General features: G+C 71.7%; 7 protein-coding genes. 2 read left to right on the forward strand and 5 right to left on the reverse strand.

Annotated features, from left to right (window positions below):
• Positions 1-220: 220 nt before the first annotated feature.
• The 4 genes from ABD481_RS24340 to ABD481_RS24355 form a co-directional block, all read right to left on the reverse strand.
• Positions 221-1,891 (reverse strand): VWA domain-containing protein, encoded by a 1,671-nt coding sequence (locus tag ABD481_RS24340; RefSeq protein ID WP_344668062.1) that lies wholly within the window; start codon positions 1,889-1,891, stop codon positions 221-223.
• Between the two features lie 120 nt (positions 1,892-2,011).
• The gene (locus tag ABD481_RS24345) at positions 2,012-5,278 is read right to left on the reverse strand and encodes a hypothetical protein (protein ID WP_344668063.1); all 3,267 of its coding nucleotides are present in this window, start codon (positions 5,276-5,278) and stop codon (positions 2,012-2,014) included.
• A complete protein-coding gene (locus ABD481_RS24350) occupies positions 5,275-6,834 on the reverse strand; it encodes a hypothetical protein (protein ID WP_344668064.1) in 1,560 nt (519 codons plus the stop codon). Before ABD481_RS24350 ends, ABD481_RS24345 begins: the two co-directional genes overlap by 4 nt.
• A gap of 46 nt (positions 6,835-6,880) precedes the next feature.
• The gene (locus ABD481_RS24355; RefSeq protein WP_344668065.1) at positions 6,881-10,234 is read right to left on the reverse strand and encodes a protein kinase domain-containing protein; all 3,354 of its coding nucleotides are present in this window, start codon (positions 10,232-10,234) and stop codon (positions 6,881-6,883) included.
• Positions 10,235-10,783: 549 nt separating this feature from the next.
• On the opposite strand from ABD481_RS24355, the gene ABD481_RS24360 reads away from it, so the two are divergent.
• Positions 10,784-11,314 carry a hypothetical protein gene (locus tag ABD481_RS24360; RefSeq protein ID WP_344668066.1) on the forward strand — a complete coding sequence of 177 codons (531 nt, stop codon included), beginning with the start codon at positions 10,784-10,786 and terminating at the stop codon, positions 11,312-11,314.
• 92 nt (positions 11,315-11,406) lie between these two features.
• Here ABD481_RS24360 and ABD481_RS24365 read toward each other — a convergent pair whose 3' ends face one another.
• The gene (locus ABD481_RS24365) at positions 11,407-12,147 is read right to left on the reverse strand and encodes a formylglycine-generating enzyme family protein (protein WP_344668067.1); all 741 of its coding nucleotides are present in this window, start codon (positions 12,145-12,147) and stop codon (positions 11,407-11,409) included.
• Positions 12,148-12,682: 535 nt separating this feature from the next.
• Here ABD481_RS24365 and ABD481_RS24370 point away from each other — a divergent pair.
• Complete coding sequence (locus ABD481_RS24370; protein ID WP_425559270.1) at positions 12,683-15,022, forward strand: M4 family metallopeptidase; 2,340 nt, start codon at positions 12,683-12,685, stop codon at positions 15,020-15,022.
• Positions 15,023-15,238 lie beyond the last annotated feature (216 nt).

Here is a 15,238-nt window from a genome sequence, read left to right on the forward strand (position 1 = left end):
TCCGGGATCAGCTGCGCGGCCTGTTACGAGATGTGAAAGTAGGAACCCGCCTCGGGCCGGTCAATGAACCTTCACGAAGACGTGGCGGTGCGAATTTTCCTTCACGGCTGATTTCACGGGCGGTTTCACAGGCGGTTTCACGGTTTCGGCGCGGCGGGCTCAGCGCGACGGCCGCCGTCCCGTGGCACGGGGCGGCGCCCGTCGCGGGAGCGGGAGGGCGTCAGTCCGGCAGGTGCCGGAACTGCCACCGGCCGGTCAGGATGAGCACGTCGTTCCGCGGGCAGAACCCGGACTTGCGCCCGCGCGCCCGCTCGGACGGACGGCACTGCACGCCGGCCCCGCCCTGGCCGCGGTCGCGGATCGGGCCGCGGAGCCGGATCGTCGCCTCGGCGCCGCCGAGGCTGACGGTGCCCAGCTTCTGGTGGCGGCCGGTGAGGTCGTAGGTGTGGGTGGCGCCGTTGGCCTCCACCTCCAGCCGGCCGGCCAGCGGGGCCGGGGCCAGCCGCCAGGCGACGACCCCCAGGGCGGCGAGCGCCAGCACGATCAGGACGATGAGCGCGATCTGCATGGTGTCGACCGTCCCGGCTTCGTGTCCTGCGATGCTGAGTGCCACGGGGGCGAGGGCGGTCTTGGTGGTGAAGGTGTTGTCGACCTTCTCGGTGATCGCCTTGGTCCAGGGAGAGCCGACGGTGCCGCTGAGCCGGAGCCCGCCGGCCCGGTCGACCGGGTCGCCGCCCAGGCTCTTGGCGGACGGCACCGGCCAGTGCAGCGTGACCGGGATCGGCAGGGATTGGCGGGGCGCGAGGTCGTACGACGCGGCCAGGCCCGTCACCGACATCCCGATGGTTCCGGACGGGTCCAGGCGCAGGTTCGAGACGGTCATCGGGATGGCGGCCGCGGTGTTGGTCAGGGTCACGGTCGCGGCGGCGGTTCCGGTGCTCAGGTCCAGCGGGGTGGTCGGGTCGTCGAGCCCCGCGATCTTCAGCGCGGCGGTCACCGTCGCGCCGTTGTCCCCCTTGACCTTGGCGGCGACCTGCTGGATCCGGGCCGTGGACTGCGCGGTCTGGACGAAGTCGTGCAGTGTGGCGGCACCGGGGGTGCTGTCGACATAGGCGTTCGTGAAGACGCTGCTGACGACCGCGCCCAAGTCGTCCTTGAGTTCCTGGCCGGGCCGCAGCGGGAGTCCGCAGCCCAGGACGGTCATGGTGTCGGGGGGCGCGGCCAGGGCGGCGAATCCGTCACGGATGTCCAGCCAGGGTCGGCTTTTCGCGATACCGGCCGCGATGGCGTCCTTGGTGCTGTCGTTGTTGACCCCGGCCATCGCGTATTTGCTGATCGCCGGGCTGATGTCGGGCTTGCCATCGGTGAGCAGCAGCACGACGCCGACCTGGGCCACGGGCTTCGCGGACAGCTGGCTGAGCGCCATGGCCAGCGCGCCGCCCATGTCGGTACTCGCGGTGGAGTCGACCTCCACGTGGTCCAGCGCCTTGGCCGCCGGGGGGAAGGCGGCGGCCGGCGCCAGCGGGCGGATCGGGTCGGGCCCGTCGCCGAAGGTGTCGATCGCGATCTTGTCGTCCGGCCCCAGTGCGGCGACGAGGTCCGGCAGCGCGGTGCGCACGTTGTCGTAGAGGTGGTCTTGGAGCATCGAGCCCGACACGTCGACGAGGACGACGTAGTTCACTGGGACCTTGTCCGCGCCCAGTGCCGAGATGATCTCCTCGATAGTGGCTTGCGGGGCGGCGTGCGCTATTGGGAGGGCGGGCGCCGGCGCCGGTCCCGCGTTCCCCGTCCCGGCGGCCGAGGGACCTCCGGCGGAGGTCCAGGCGAAGGCGGTGACGGCGAGGAGCGCCGCCACCCGGCGGCGGAGGGTTCCGCTGCGTCGGTGAGACATGCTCGGGTGTCCTGTTCTGCCGTGGGACCCGTGGGGCGGGTCGGGGTGGGGTCGGTGCTGGCGAGGCCGGCCGCGGGGCTGCCGACGGGGCAGCCAGCAAGTGCGGTGGGCCGGTCGCGGTCAGCTCTCGACGTTCGGACGTTGCTGGTCGGACGGGTCGGGCTGCTGGTCCTCGGCGCCGGGGACCGCGAGCCCGAAGAATTTGCGGAAGCGACGTTTCTTCTGCTTCGGCTCGGCGTGCGTGCCCGGGTCGTCGGTCGGAACACCGGGTTGGGAGTCCGCCGGGCCTTTGGGCGAGTACCGCTCCAACGCCCCGGACGTGGACGGCCGCTGGTTGTCCGGCCCTACTGGATCCGGTCTGGCAGCTGGGTGGCCGGCGCCAGCACCGGCAAGACCACCGCCAGTACTGCCACCGCTTGTACCGCCACCGCCACCACCGCCACCACCGGACGTCACCGGCGGCAGCACGCTCCGACGGCCCCGGCCCGTGCGGCGGGGCGGCGGCGGCAAGGGCACGGCGAGCGTCCGCGCCTGGCCGTTGTCGTACAGCTCGCGGACTCGGTCGATCTCGGCCAGGTACTTCTCCTGCGCCACTTTGAGCTGCTGCTCGGCGGCGGCGATCTCCTCCTGGACCTGCTGGTCGCCCTTGTCCCAGGCCAACGCTCGCTTTCTGGCGTTGGCCTCCAGCTTGGTGATCGCGGCCTCGTACGTCGTCGAGGCCTCCAGGACCGCGCGTTCCATCTCTCGCTTCGCGTCGGCATGGGCGTCGCGCTTTGTCTGCTCGAACGAGCGCTGCTGGTTCTTCTTCCAGTCGGCGAACCGGTTGCGCTCGTTCCGGATGCCTTCCTTGGTCTGGCGCGCTGTGGTGATCGTCTCCTGGCTCTGCGTGCTCTCGTCCTTGAGCGTCAGGTGGAGGATCGTCACGAGGTGATCGGCGAGCCGCTGGGCCGCGGAGTCGCCCCAGGCACCGAGCACCACCCGGTCCTGCAAAGCCGCCGACGACATCGCGGTGTGGGATGCGAGCCGTTCGAGCAGGTCGCACACGTGAGCCGGTTCCTCAGTGTGCTTCCAGTTCCCGAGCGCGCTGAACACCGCGTCGAGCGTGCAACCGCCGGCCAGGGCGCTGGCCGCCGTCTGGGCGAGGTCCTCGGTCGGCGCGGGACGCTGTGCGGCGTGGGCCAACGCGCTGATCAGCGGCGCCTGGATGACGTGCACGTATTCGACCGGCGCCAGCTCGCGCAGCAGCGCCCAGAACTCCGGACTGAACACCAGGTTGCTGACGATCCGGTCGCCGTGGCCGGGAACGGCGACCTGCTGCGCGACGGCGTTGACGAGGGTCTCCTGGGCCCGCGGCGACCCGGCCGTCAGGGCACTGGTGAACAGGGCGTCGGCCCAGCTCGGGATCGTCGACCCGGTGAACGCGACATAGGCCAGTTCCGTGACGTACTCGGCGTCCAGGTGCGCGGTGGGGCCGGTCCGCAGGAAGGCGGACAGCTCCGCGGCGTATCCGTCGACGGAAACGCCGTCGACGAGCGACAGGTGCACGGACAGATCGAGGAGCAGCCGGACATAGTCGACGACGACCCGGGCGGCGTCCCCGGTGTCCACGGGCAGCGTGCGGGTCACGAACGCGGTCATCGTCGGCCGGACGTCGACACCGTTCCGGAACGCCTTCGCCGCCTCGCCGACGAAGTACTCCCCCACCGTGTTCAGCACGGTGTCGACGGTCCGGCCGTCGAGCGTCAGCCACAGGAGCAGGGACAGGTTGCGCTCGTCCCGCCGCACGAAGTGGACCAGGTCGGTGGACAGCAGCGGATGGTCGTTCTCCGGCAGGACGATCCGCAGCGGGGCGAACCAGACGTCCTCGGCGCCGACCTCGGTGACCAGCCGCCGCACCAGCACCTGGGCGTGCTGGACCGACTCCTCGCCGTCGAACAGCAGGGCCCGGATCAGCTCCGGGACCCGGGCCAGGGCCGCGATCGCCGACGTCAGCGGGGCGGTCGACCGCTCCGGCCAGTCCCGCCACTGCTCGACGACGGGCTCCAGCGCCGCGTGCGGACCGGCGACGGCGCCGAACAGCACCCGCCACAGCCGGTCGACCCGCCGGGCCGCGGCCTCCGGATCGGACATCCTCAGCAGGTCGGCGGCGTCCAGGAACTGGCTGACAAAGGGGCCGAACTCGCCGCCCTTGGCCACGTAGTCCGCGTAGTTCTCGGTGCTCGCGACCAGGTGGGCCAGCCGGACGGCCGCGGCCTCCCACCAGGCCTCCGGAACTTCGGCCAGGGCCCGCAGGTCCGGATGCAGGAGCACATAGTCCACGAACGCGGTCCGGCGCTCGACAGCGAACGCCTCCGGGGTGGAGGGGCCGAGCACGGTCAGGACCAGGTCCAGCATCCGGTCGTCGGCGATGTCCGGGTCGAGCACGCCGTCGCGGGTCCGGAGCACGTCGTTCTCGGTGATCCGCCGGTAGACGCTGAACGGCAGGTTGAGCGTGCTGACCACCTCGACGGCCCAGGCCGGCTCGGAGGCCAGGGCGTGCGGGCGGTCGGCGACGGCCAGGCCGGCGACGATGTGGTCGCCGCGGCCGTCGTACTCGGCGTGCAGGCCGGTCAGGAGCCGGAAGTAGTCCTGCGCGGTCCCGCTGAGCAGCTCCACCGGCACCGCGGTCTCGGCGCCCCAGCGCACCTCCCAGTACGTGCTGCTGTCGCCCAGGTCCTCGTCGCCGAAGGCCAGATCGGTCACGATCTGGCTGTTCGCCGTCCAGGTGCCGACCCGCAGCGTGGTCCGGTAGCCGGCGGGCAGCAGGGCCAGGATCGCCTCCAGATCGGCCAGCGCCCGGTCCGGGTCCGACCCGCGCCGACCGGTGACGACCACCCGCCGGTCCAGCATCGCCGCGGCCACCCCGGCCGCCCACCGGAAGTTCATCGGCCCCTTGACCGGGTAGTGGGGGACGGGCTCGGGCCCGTCCTCGACCGACAGCGGGAGCATCCCGTCCAGGCCCTCCGGCAGCCGCTGCTCGCGGGCCGCCGCCCACAGCGCCCGGTACCGGTAGGGCCGGCCCTCGGTCGGGAACAGGAAGAACCGGGTGCCGGTGATCGGCCGGCCGCCGGAGTCCCGGCCCTCGCCGTAGTCGACGACGGACATCCCGGTCATCGAGAAGTACTGGTCGCCGTTCTTGATGTGCAGCCCGATGAACGAGACCCAGGGCGGCTGGCCGACGTCGCCCCGGCGGCGGTCCGGGACGCCGGGGTTGATCCAGCCGATGGCCTGGGTGAAGTATCCGAACCGGTCCGGCCCGCCGTTGGCCCACAGCACCCGGTAGCCCTGGTCGCCGGGCCGCTTGGAGCTGTAGGCCCAGTCGACGTCCATCGGGACGCGACCGCTCATCGGGCCCCGTTCCGGCGGATCAGCTGCTCCAGCTCCAGCACCGGCTCCAGCACGTTGATCGGGCGGATCATGGTCCTGATGACCGGGTCGCCGTTGGCCGAGATGTTGACGTTGGACGGCCCCGAGGTCTCGTAGCCGGTGCTCTTGTGCGGCAGCTGCTGGAACCCGACCGAGGAGGTGACGAAGTACAGCCGGCGCTCGGCGCGGAAGGCGCCGCGCAGGGTGTTGCGCACGGCGGTCGCCGACTGGCTGGTCTGCTCGCAGACCAGGTCGAAGAACGCCTCGGCGTGCTTGTGCGGGACGGTCGGCTGGCCGAAGCTGTCCTGGCCGAGCATCCCGGCCTTCTTGGCCAGCTCGTGCACCACCGGGTCGTCGAACTTCGCGATGCACACGGCGACGTGGTGCGGCAGCCGGGCCCCGACGAACAGGTCCAGGTCCTGGGCCCGGGACTTCAGCTCCTCCAGGACGTCGTTGACGTAGTCGAAGGAGTTGGCGTCGCGCAGCTCGGCGGTCGGGTCGAACAGGTAGATCATGCCGTCGGAGTGCAGCAGGGCGTCGACGATCGTCTCTTTGGCGTCGTGGGCTTCGCTGCCGAACGCCTCGCCGGGGGCGTCGGGCACCCGCAGCTGGAACTCGACGTACTCGCCCTCGGGCTTGGCCTTGCGCAGGGCGAACCGCTTGCGGGACATGCGCGAACCGCCGATCTCGCCGCGCATGGTCCAGCTCAGGTTGGTGACCGTCTCGGTGTGGGTGGTGAAGGCTTTGGCGATCACCAGGCCGTTGCGCTCGATGGACTGGAAGCGCTTGCTCGGGCCGTCGTCGCCGGTCATCGTCCACTCGCCGAGGCCGGCGGCGGCGGAGTTCTCCACGGCGAAGGTCAGGGCACCGAGGTAGGTGGTCTTGCCGCTGGCCGGGCCGCCCCACAGGGTGATCTTGGCGGTCGCCGCGGGAGACCGGGTGGCGCCGTTCGCGGACGCGGGGTTCCGCTCCGGCGGCGCGGTCATCGCCGAGGAGTCGTACGCGGTCGGGGTCGCGGTGGAATCGTGCAGGGTCGGGCCGGTGGCGGGGGTGGCAGCGGTGCCGGTGGTGGCAGCGGTGGCAGCGGTGCCGACACCGGCGGTCGCGCCCGCGGGGGTGGCGGTGTTGGTGCTGGTGCCGCTCGTGCCGCTGGTGCCGACACCGGCGCCGGTACCGGCGGCCGCCGCTCGGCCCGCCGCGGCCGACGGGTCCGGTTCGGACGTCGGGGTGGCGGGGGTGGTCGGAGCAAGCGCCGGACGCGCGGTCGAGGCGGGCACCGACGACTCGCTCGCGAGCCGACGGGTCGCGACGGGACGCGCGGGCGGGCCGACGAGTTCGGCGCCCTGGAGCGGGATGCCCCCGAACCCGGGCACCGCGCGCCGGCCGGCGGACTCGGCCGGATCGGATCCCTCGGCCTCGTTCGGGTTCTGGTTCTGGTTCGGGTTCTGGTTCTGGTTCTGGTTCGGGTTCTGGCTCTGATGCATGTTCGGGTTCGGGTTCGGGGCCGGAGTCGGCGGGTCGTTCTGGGGCGAGGTCATTTTCGGGTGGCTCCTGTCGGACGCCGAGGCGGATGGGGTCTTCAACTCACGCGGTCGCAGGGCCCTGCGGTCGCCGCGGGTGGAGCAGGAACGGGATGGGCACCGCCTCCTCGACGTCCTGGACCGGGGACCAGGCGCTGACCGAGCGCAGGACCTCGCGGGCGTCCGCGCCGGCCAGCGGCCCGGTGTGGTCCCCGAGGAACGTCTCCCACATCGCGGCGGCCTTCGGGGCCGCGTCGTAGGGGATGGAGCGCAGCGGCGGCAGGTGGGCGTCCAGGGGCTCCAGGACGGCGGTGGCGCGGACGCCGGCCACGGCCTGGAGGCGGTGCAGTGCGTCGGTGGCGTCGGTCCGGTTCGGGCAGTGGTGGACGTGGACGTCGTCGTGGGTCGGGGGATGCGGCGGACGGCTGGCGATGGCCAGCACCGAGTGCCGGGCGCCGAGGCGCCAGCCGAAGCCGGGCGCGGCGAGCACGTCGAGCGCCTCCTCCAGCGGCGCCGCCAGGTCGTGCTCGACCAGGGCGGGCTTCAGGCCGCCGACCCAGGCCGCGGCGGTCCGGGGGTCGCCGAAGGGCCGGACGAACAGCTCCGGGTCGTGCAGGCGGCGCACCTCGGCGGGCTCGACCTCCCAGCGCGGGCGGCGCGGCGGCGCGGTCGGGTCCAGCAGGTGGTCGCCGTAGGCGACGATCGCGACCCGGGTGTCCGCGGCCTCGGCGGCCGCGGCCAGCACCTCGGCCAGGAACCGCAGCCGGGGGGCGAGGTTCTCGTCCGAGGCGCCGAGCTCGACGGTGACCGCCAGGTCCACGGGCGGGGCGCCGATCCGGTGGGTCCGGGTGGCGCGCGCGGGCAGCCGGCCGCGGACCGCCTGCCAGGTGCTCGCGGCGTCGACGACGGTCCCCGGCGGCCGGCCGGGCACGTGGACGGCCACCTGGTCCCGGGCCGTCAGCGCGACGGAGAGGTTGAGCTCGGACCCGGGCGGCGGCGGATCGAGCAGCCAGACCGAGATGGTCTCCCAGTCCTCCGGGCGCGGGCCCCGCATCGCCACCACCGGCAGCAGCAGCGGCTCGGCCGTGGCCTCGGGGGCGCGCAGGGTCCGGGTCACGACGGCGTCGGCGGCGCCCGGGCGGACGGCGGTGCCGAACAGGGGCACCGGGTACGCCGCCACCTCGCCGGTCGCCTCGTCGACGCGCGCCGTCACCAGGGCCAGCGGCCAGGCCGCGGGCAGCACCCGCAGCACCGACGCGACGATGTCGGGCACGCCGCGGCCGGGTCGCAGAGCCGCGTCGAGATGCGGCCGGCGGGCGGAGCGCACGGCGTCGGCGACCAGGTTCAGCAGCGGCCAGCCGGGGTGCCGGCGGATCAGGACCAGCGGGGTGTCCGGCGCGGCGTCGGCGGCGAGGTCCAGCAGGGCCCGCAGGGCCTGGAGGACCATCCGGCGGACCAGCCGCAGACCGTCCGGCGCGCCGTCGGCCGGCAGCAGGTCCGGCGGGGTGTCGGGGAGCAGGTCCGGCAGCAGGTCCAGCGGGCCGTCCGCGGGCCGGCCGGGGACCAGGTCCAGGACCAGGTCCAGGGGCGCGTCCTGGGGTTCGCCGGCGAGGACGAGGGTGAGCAGGTCCGGGTCGGCGTGGCCCGGGTGGCCGGCGTGGCTTGGGTGGCCGGGGTGGTCCGGGTGGCCGGGGTGGCCGGGGTGGCCGGCATGGCCCGCGTGGCCCGGGACGGCAGGGCTCTGATCCGCCCGGCCCGTACCGCCGCCCTGCCCGGGCCAGGGCACGGTGGCCACCGCCTCGGCGATCCCGCCGGCGGGCGAGCCGCTGAGGCGCCGCACAACGAGACCGGACGCCGTGACCTCGGCGACGAGCGCGCCGGGCAGCCGGCCCTCGGCCACCGCCGCGATCAGCACCTCCAGGTCGGCGTTCCGGTCCGGGACCGCCGCCGCGGCGCCCTGGGCCGCCAGCAGCGCGGTGTCGGCCTCGGCGTCGTCGAGGTCGTCGACCCCGGCCAGCCGGACCAGGCGGGCCAGCCGGGCCCGCGAGGCCCCCGGGATGTCGCCGAGGACCCGGGCCGCGGATTTGAGGACGCGACCGCGCCGCGCGCGGGCCTCGGCCTGGCCGACGTCGGCCACCGGCACCGCCGGGCCCATCGGGCGGAAGCGCATGCCGGGGGCGGCGCTGTGGCTGGGGGCGTCGGGCGTGTCAGGCGCGTCGGGCAGGGCCGACGGGTCCGGCGCGTTCGACGGATCCGGCACGTTCGGCTGGTTCAGCACGTTCGGCTGGTTCGGCTGGTTCGGTGCGCCAGGACCGCCGGGCCCCTCCAGGTCGTCCGCCTCCAGGACTTTGGTGGGCGTGTAGACCTCGGTCGGCGTCTGGTCCACGGCCGGGGCCAGGATCTTCGTCCGGTCGACGGCCTCGGGTTCGGGCTCGCGCTGGGACGGGAACAACATCTGCGTCATCAGCTCCGGGCCGAACTCCCGGGTGTGTTCGAGCAGCTCGTGCTTGGCGAGCAGCCGCTGCAACCGCTGGTGTTCCAGGGCGACGGTCTCGGGGATCCACTCGCTGAACCACTCCCGCGCGCCGGCCGGCAGCTGGAGGGCCAGCTGCTCCAGAGTCGGGCGCGCGGACGCCTCTTTGGCGAAACAAGGCTCAAGAAACTTCCACAGCTTGAGATTGAGCCCTTCGCCGCTCGGCAAGTCCTTGGCGTGGTGCGCCGCGAGGACCTCCATCGCGGACCCGGGAAGCGGCGGCCGTCCGGTGGCGGCGTAGTAGAGGGTGGCCGCCAGCGCGTAGACGTCGGCGGGCTCCCGCGCCTCAAGGAGCTTGCTGATCTGCTCCGGAGGGCAGTAGGCGTAGGAGCCGATCTTGTCGAGATGGCTGGTGATGGAGGGCCCGCCGTCGACGAGGAAGCCCATCAGACCGAGGTCGATGATGGTCGGCGCGGTGCGGTCCAGCAGCACGTTCGCGGGCTTGATGTCCCGGTGCAGCTTGCCGGCGTTGTGGATGGCCGAGACCGCGTCGATGAGCAGTGCCGCCAGCGCCCAGGTGAACTCCGTCGGGAATCCGGTGCCGGTCGCCTGCACCGCCGTGCGCACCGCCTCGCTCACCGACGGACCAGGAACGTACGGCGTGGCGAGCCACGGCGGCTTCGATTCCAGATCGTAGGAATGGACGCGGGTGACCAGCGATCCGGCGAGCGCCACCTGCGAATGGATCGCCTCGCGGGTGAAACGCCGAATCGCGTCCTCATTCGGGGCGTGGCCGCCATGCGGTACCTTCAGCGCGAACGCCCTCCGGGACGCGTCCTCCATCGCGAGATAGACCGTCGCGAATCCGCCCGCGCCGATCCTCGCTTTGACAGTGAACCCTGGTATTTCAGGGAACGTGGAGTCGGCCTCGAAACCGTCAGGCATCCCAGAATCCCCCCAGCACAATTCAGTTTTTTCGGCCATCACGGAGGCATCCGGGGACGGACCTGCGGGGTCCTAGGAGAACGCGGCCATCCTGAGCCCGCGTCGGAAGAATGCGTCAGCCCGATCGCATTCAGATCTTGACTCCGTACCAAAGCCGCTTCGCCGCAAGGTTATCGCCAATCTCGTCAGACTTCGAACATAGCGAAACCCCTTGCGGGAGAACACCTACGAAATGGTTCACGTTGTTCCGGTCTTAATATTCCCGGGCGTCATCGCGAACCCCTCCCCCGCGTTTCGGATCCGCCGGCGGAACACACCGCATTGACGTTCGAATACCACTGCGGACCGCCCGGCGCCCGGGTCCCGTCCGACCGGCGACTTCGGCCAGGTTGTGAGGGGACGAGAGCCTTCGGACGTATTTGCCGCGCACTGATTCTCATCTTGAATCGCGCCCGCAACATCGATACCTTTCGGCATGCCTTCGCGGCCCCGACCTCCGCTTCCGCGGTGTCGGGCACGGTCGCGACACATCTGACTCAGGGGGGAACCGTGCCGCTGACGCGTGCCGGAATGCGCAAGCAAGTCGTCCAGAACCTTTCCCAGGTGGCTCCGCCCGGTGAGGAGTTCGTGGCCTGCGTCCACGTCGAGACCGGCATGAGCCCGTGGCTGGCCCACTTGCTGGAGCGGATCCCGCTGGTGGGCGGGCTGATCGGCATCGCGATCTACTCGTCGCGGGAGTACTACTTCATCACCCTGACGAACACCAGCCTGGTGGTCCACCGCGCGGCGCGGCTGACGAACCGGCCGAAGGACTTCATGTTCGCCGTGCCGATCGCCGCCTCGCCGATCTCGGACATCAAGAAGGGCTGGCTGCTGTGGAGCCGGATGCACTTCCTGTTCCCGGGCGAGCTGAAGCCGTCGCGCCTGAACTTCCACCGGATCTGGAACGCTGACATCCAGCACTTCATCGCCGCGATGCCGCACGCGGTGGAGGGGGCGGAGAAGTTCGGCGTCGCACCGGCGATCCCCGGGCAGGGGACGTTCGCCGCGGACGCGGTGCCGAGCGACCAGCAGCGGTAAGGACAACAGCGACCACGGGGGATCCGCTACTCACGCACTCGCCGAAGCACGTTGACGTCGGGGCGGCGGCAGCAGCACGTCCGCCCCACGCTTTACGCAGCTGCCGGTGCTGACGCCGCGAGGCGAAGGCCCACGCCGATCGCCGCGAAGTCCTGCTCGTACACGCCATGTCGGCGCGCGCACCGGGCCAGGTCGCGGTCGTGGCGGAACGCGCCGCCCCGGGTGATGTGCCGGTCGAAGGCCCAGTCCTCGGTGGCGGGTACCTCGGCCGGGGCACCCGGATACGGCGCATAGGGAGTGGAGGTCCACTCGTCGGCGTTGCCCGCCATGTCCAGCACGCCGAACGGGCTGGCGCCGTCGGGGAAGGACCCGACCGGGGTGGTGGTGCCGATGCCGAGGTCCATCAGGTTGGCCAGGCCGATCCGATAGTGGTCGCCCCAGGGGAATTCGCGGGCGTCGTCACCGCGGGCCGCACGCTCCCATTCGTCCTCGGTGGGCAGGCGCACGTCCTGGCCGTCGAGCCGGGCGCCGAGCCAGCGGCAGTACGCCGTCGCCGACTCCCAGTCGACGCCGATGACCGGGTGGTCCGCCGGGCCGTGCGCGGCCGGCCTCCCGGTGGCCTCGGCGAACAGCGTCCACTGAGCGACGGTGACCTGAGTGCGGGCGATCCGGAACGCCGGGACATGGACCTCTGCGCGCGGCGCCTCTTTCAGATACCACTGCACCGGCACACCGGTGTCGGCATAGCGCTCGGCCACACTCGCGATCTCGCCGGTCGGTGTTCCCCGGCGTAGCAATCCGGCCGGGATGTCGACCCAGTCCACCGCATCCATCCGCCTGTTCCTCTCCGCATGGCTGCCCAGCTTCCCGGCTGCCATGATCTCCCGGACGGCCGGCGGCGGACATCGGCCGATGGACCTACGGCTTGCGGCTTACGACTTGTGGCTTATGGCTTACGACTCGTGCTGTCAGACCCTGAGCATCAGTCGTTTCTCCGTGCTGGGTGGGGGCGTGGGGGGCGAACTCCAGAAACAAGAGTCGCCAAGACGTGCCCTGATACAAGGCGTAGGGATGCCATGTAGTAGCGGCGTTCACCGAGGTCACGACCCGGACCGGCGGACCGGGGCCGGGCGCCGCCGATTTAACGCTTTGATACCCGTTGACGTCCGGCATGCACGCGATTACGTTCCCCAGCGGACGTCAGCGTTCGCGACCTGAATCCGGCACCGGGTCGAGATACCTGCGTTCTGCGTCGCGCCCTGCCACCAAGCATGGGCGCGCGTACTCTCCGCACACCCTTCGCAACACTCCCGCGAAAGGAAACTCGTGAGATCGCCACATCTCAACAAGCGCCGGACGACGTCGAGGATGCTCGCCGTCGGATTGGCCGCCGGCACTGCCGTAGCGGCCGGTATCACCGCGCTGGCCGTCACACCCGCCACGGCGGCCACCCCTGCGCCGGTCGCACCGAACGCGCAGTCCCTGGCCGCGGCGAGCGCTGACGCGCTGGTCGCCGCTCGGCCGGCGGCGCTGTTCGCCAGCGCGAACGACCAGTTCCAGCGGCAGCAGGTCATCTCCTCCAGCGGCATCCAGTACGTGCCGTACCTGCGCACGTACTCGGGCCTGCCGGTGGTCGGCGGCGACTTCGTCGTCGTCACCGACAGCTCGGGCTCGGTCATCACCAACTCGGTGGCCCAGGAGCACGCCATCGGTTCGCTGTCCACCACCCCCACCCTCACCAGCGACAAGGGCGCCGCGGTGGCGTCCGCGCAGCTGAAGTCGGTGACCAAGGTCGAGGGCACCCAGCTGGTCGTCTACGCGTTGGGCACCGGTCCGGCCACCCTGGCCTGGCAGACCACTGTCGACGGCACCGGCGACGACGGTTACAGCCGTCTGAGCGTGGACGTCGACGCCAGGACCGGCGCCGTGCTGCACACGCAGGAACACGTGATGCACGGCAGCGGCACCAGCGCCTGGAACGGCCCGAACCCGGTGCACATCGACACCTCCGGCTCCGCCGGCTCGTACTCGATGAACACGCCGAACATCAGCAACATGCCCTGTCAGGACGCGGCGAGCAACAGCACGTTCACCAAGTCCACCGACAGCTGGGGCAACGGCAGCGGGTCGAGCAAGGAGACCGGCTGCGTCGACGCGCTCTACGGCGCGCAGAGCGAGTTCAAGATGCTCGCGCAGTGGGACAACCGCAACGGCATGGACGGCAACGGCGGCGCCTGGCCGATCCGCGTCGGCCTCAACGACGTCAACGCGTACTACGACGGCTCCCAGGTCCAGGTCGGCCACAACCAGGCCGGCCAGTGGATCGGCTCGATCGACGTCATAGCCCACGAGATGGGCCACGGCGTGGACGACCACACCCCGGGCGGGATCTCCGGCAACGGCACCCAGGAGTTCGTCGCCGACACCTTCGGCGCGGCGACTGAGTGGTTCACCAACGAGCCGGCGCCTTATGACGTCCCGGACTTCACCGTCGGCGAGCAGATCAACCTGACCGGCTCCGGCCCGATCCGCAACATGTACAACCCCTCGGCGCTCGGCGACCCGAACTGCTACTCCAGCTCGGTGCCCGGCGGCGAAGTGCACTCCGCGGCCGGACCCGGCAACCACTGGTTCTACCTGGTCGCGGAGGGCACCAGCCCGACCAACGGCCAGCCGAGCAGCCCGACCTGCAACAGCTCCACGGTCACCGGCGTCGGCATCCAGAACGCCGAGAAGATCATGTACAACGCGATGCTGATGAAGACCTCGGCCTCGTCGTACCTGAACTACCGCAAGTGGACGCTGCAGTCGGCGAAGAACCTCGACGCCTCCTGCGGCCTGTTCAACACCGTCAAGGCGGCGTGGACCGCGGTGAGCGTGCCGGCCCAGTCCGGTGAGGCGACCTGCACCGGCACGCCGACCAGCGACTTCTCGGTGAGCGTCAACCCGAGCTCGGGCTCGGTGGCCCAGGGCGGCACGGTCAGCACCACGGTCTCCACCGCGGTCACCACCGGCAGCGCCCAGCAGGTCACCCTGACCGCGTCCGGTCTGCCCAGCGGCGTGACCGCGTCCTTCAACCCGGCCACCGTGACCGCCGGCCAGAGCAGCACCCTGACCCTGTCCGCCTCCTCCGGCGCCGCCACGGGCTCGAAGGCGGTCACCGTCACCGGTACCGCGCCGTCCGGGACGCACACCGCGTCCTACACGGTCAACGTCACCACCACCAACCCCGGTCAAGACTTCTCCGTGAGCGTGTCCCCGAGCTCCGCCACCGTGGCGCCCGGGGCCTCCACCACGGCGTCCGTCTCCACCGCGACGGTCTCCGGCGCGGCCCAGACCGTGAGCCTGTCGGTCTCCGGCGCCCCGGCGGGCGTCACCGCGTCGGTCAGCCCGACTTCGGTGACCTCCGGCGGCTCGGCGACGCTGAGCGTGGCGGTGGCCGCGACCGCGGCCTCCGGGACGTACACCCTGACCATCACCGGATCCGGCACGGCGACGCACACCGCGACGTTCACGCTGACGGTCTCCGGCGGTGGCGGCGGCGGCAACTGCGCGGGCGTGTCCGCGTGGAGCGCCAGTTCCTCCTACGTCCCCGGCGACAAGGTGACCTACAACGGCCACCTGTACAAGTCCACCTGGTACTCGACCGGGGCGGTTCCGACCGACCCGCAGTCGTGGGCCGTGTGGAGTGACGGCGGGGCCTGCTAAGCCCCACCAGTAGTACGAGGCGGATCCCCGAGTTCGGGGGTCCGCCTCTCTTTTTGTCCCGTCCGGCTGGTTTCGCGGACGGTTTTCCGGGCACTATTGCGCCTCCTGACTCATAGCGCGTTTGGCAGCCTCCACGCGGGCAATCCTGGCTTGGATCGGCATGGGACGAGCACGCCGCCGACGCGCTCCCGGCCGAGCCCCCAGCCAGACCGCCCC

Source organism: Catenulispora yoronensis, from assembly GCF_039531695.1.
Lineage (GTDB): Bacteria > Actinomycetota > Actinomycetes > Streptomycetales > Catenulisporaceae > Catenulispora > Catenulispora yoronensis.

What these genes read in the sequence shown, in the direction of transcription:
- ABD481_RS24355 (WP_344668065.1), bottom strand. Translation starts at nt 10,234, where the DNA reads ATGCCTGACGGTTTCGAGGCCGACTCCACGTTCCCTGAAATACCAGGG.
- ABD481_RS24340 (WP_344668062.1), bottom strand. Translation starts at nt 1,891, where the DNA reads ATGTCTCACCGACGCAGCGGAACCCTCCGCCGCCGGGTGGCGGCGCTC.
- ABD481_RS24345 (WP_344668063.1), bottom strand. Translation starts at nt 5,278, where the DNA reads ATGAGCGGTCGCGTCCCGATGGACGTCGACTGGGCCTACAGCTCCAAG.
- ABD481_RS24350 (WP_344668064.1), bottom strand. Translation starts at nt 6,834, where the DNA reads ATGACCTCGCCCCAGAACGACCCGCCGACTCCGGCCCCGAACCCGAAC.
- ABD481_RS24365 (WP_344668067.1), bottom strand. Translation starts at nt 12,147, where the DNA reads ATGGATGCGGTGGACTGGGTCGACATCCCGGCCGGATTGCTACGCCGG.
- ABD481_RS24370 (WP_425559270.1), top strand. Translation starts at nt 12,683, where the DNA reads ATGCTCGCCGTCGGATTGGCCGCCGGCACTGCCGTAGCGGCCGGTATC.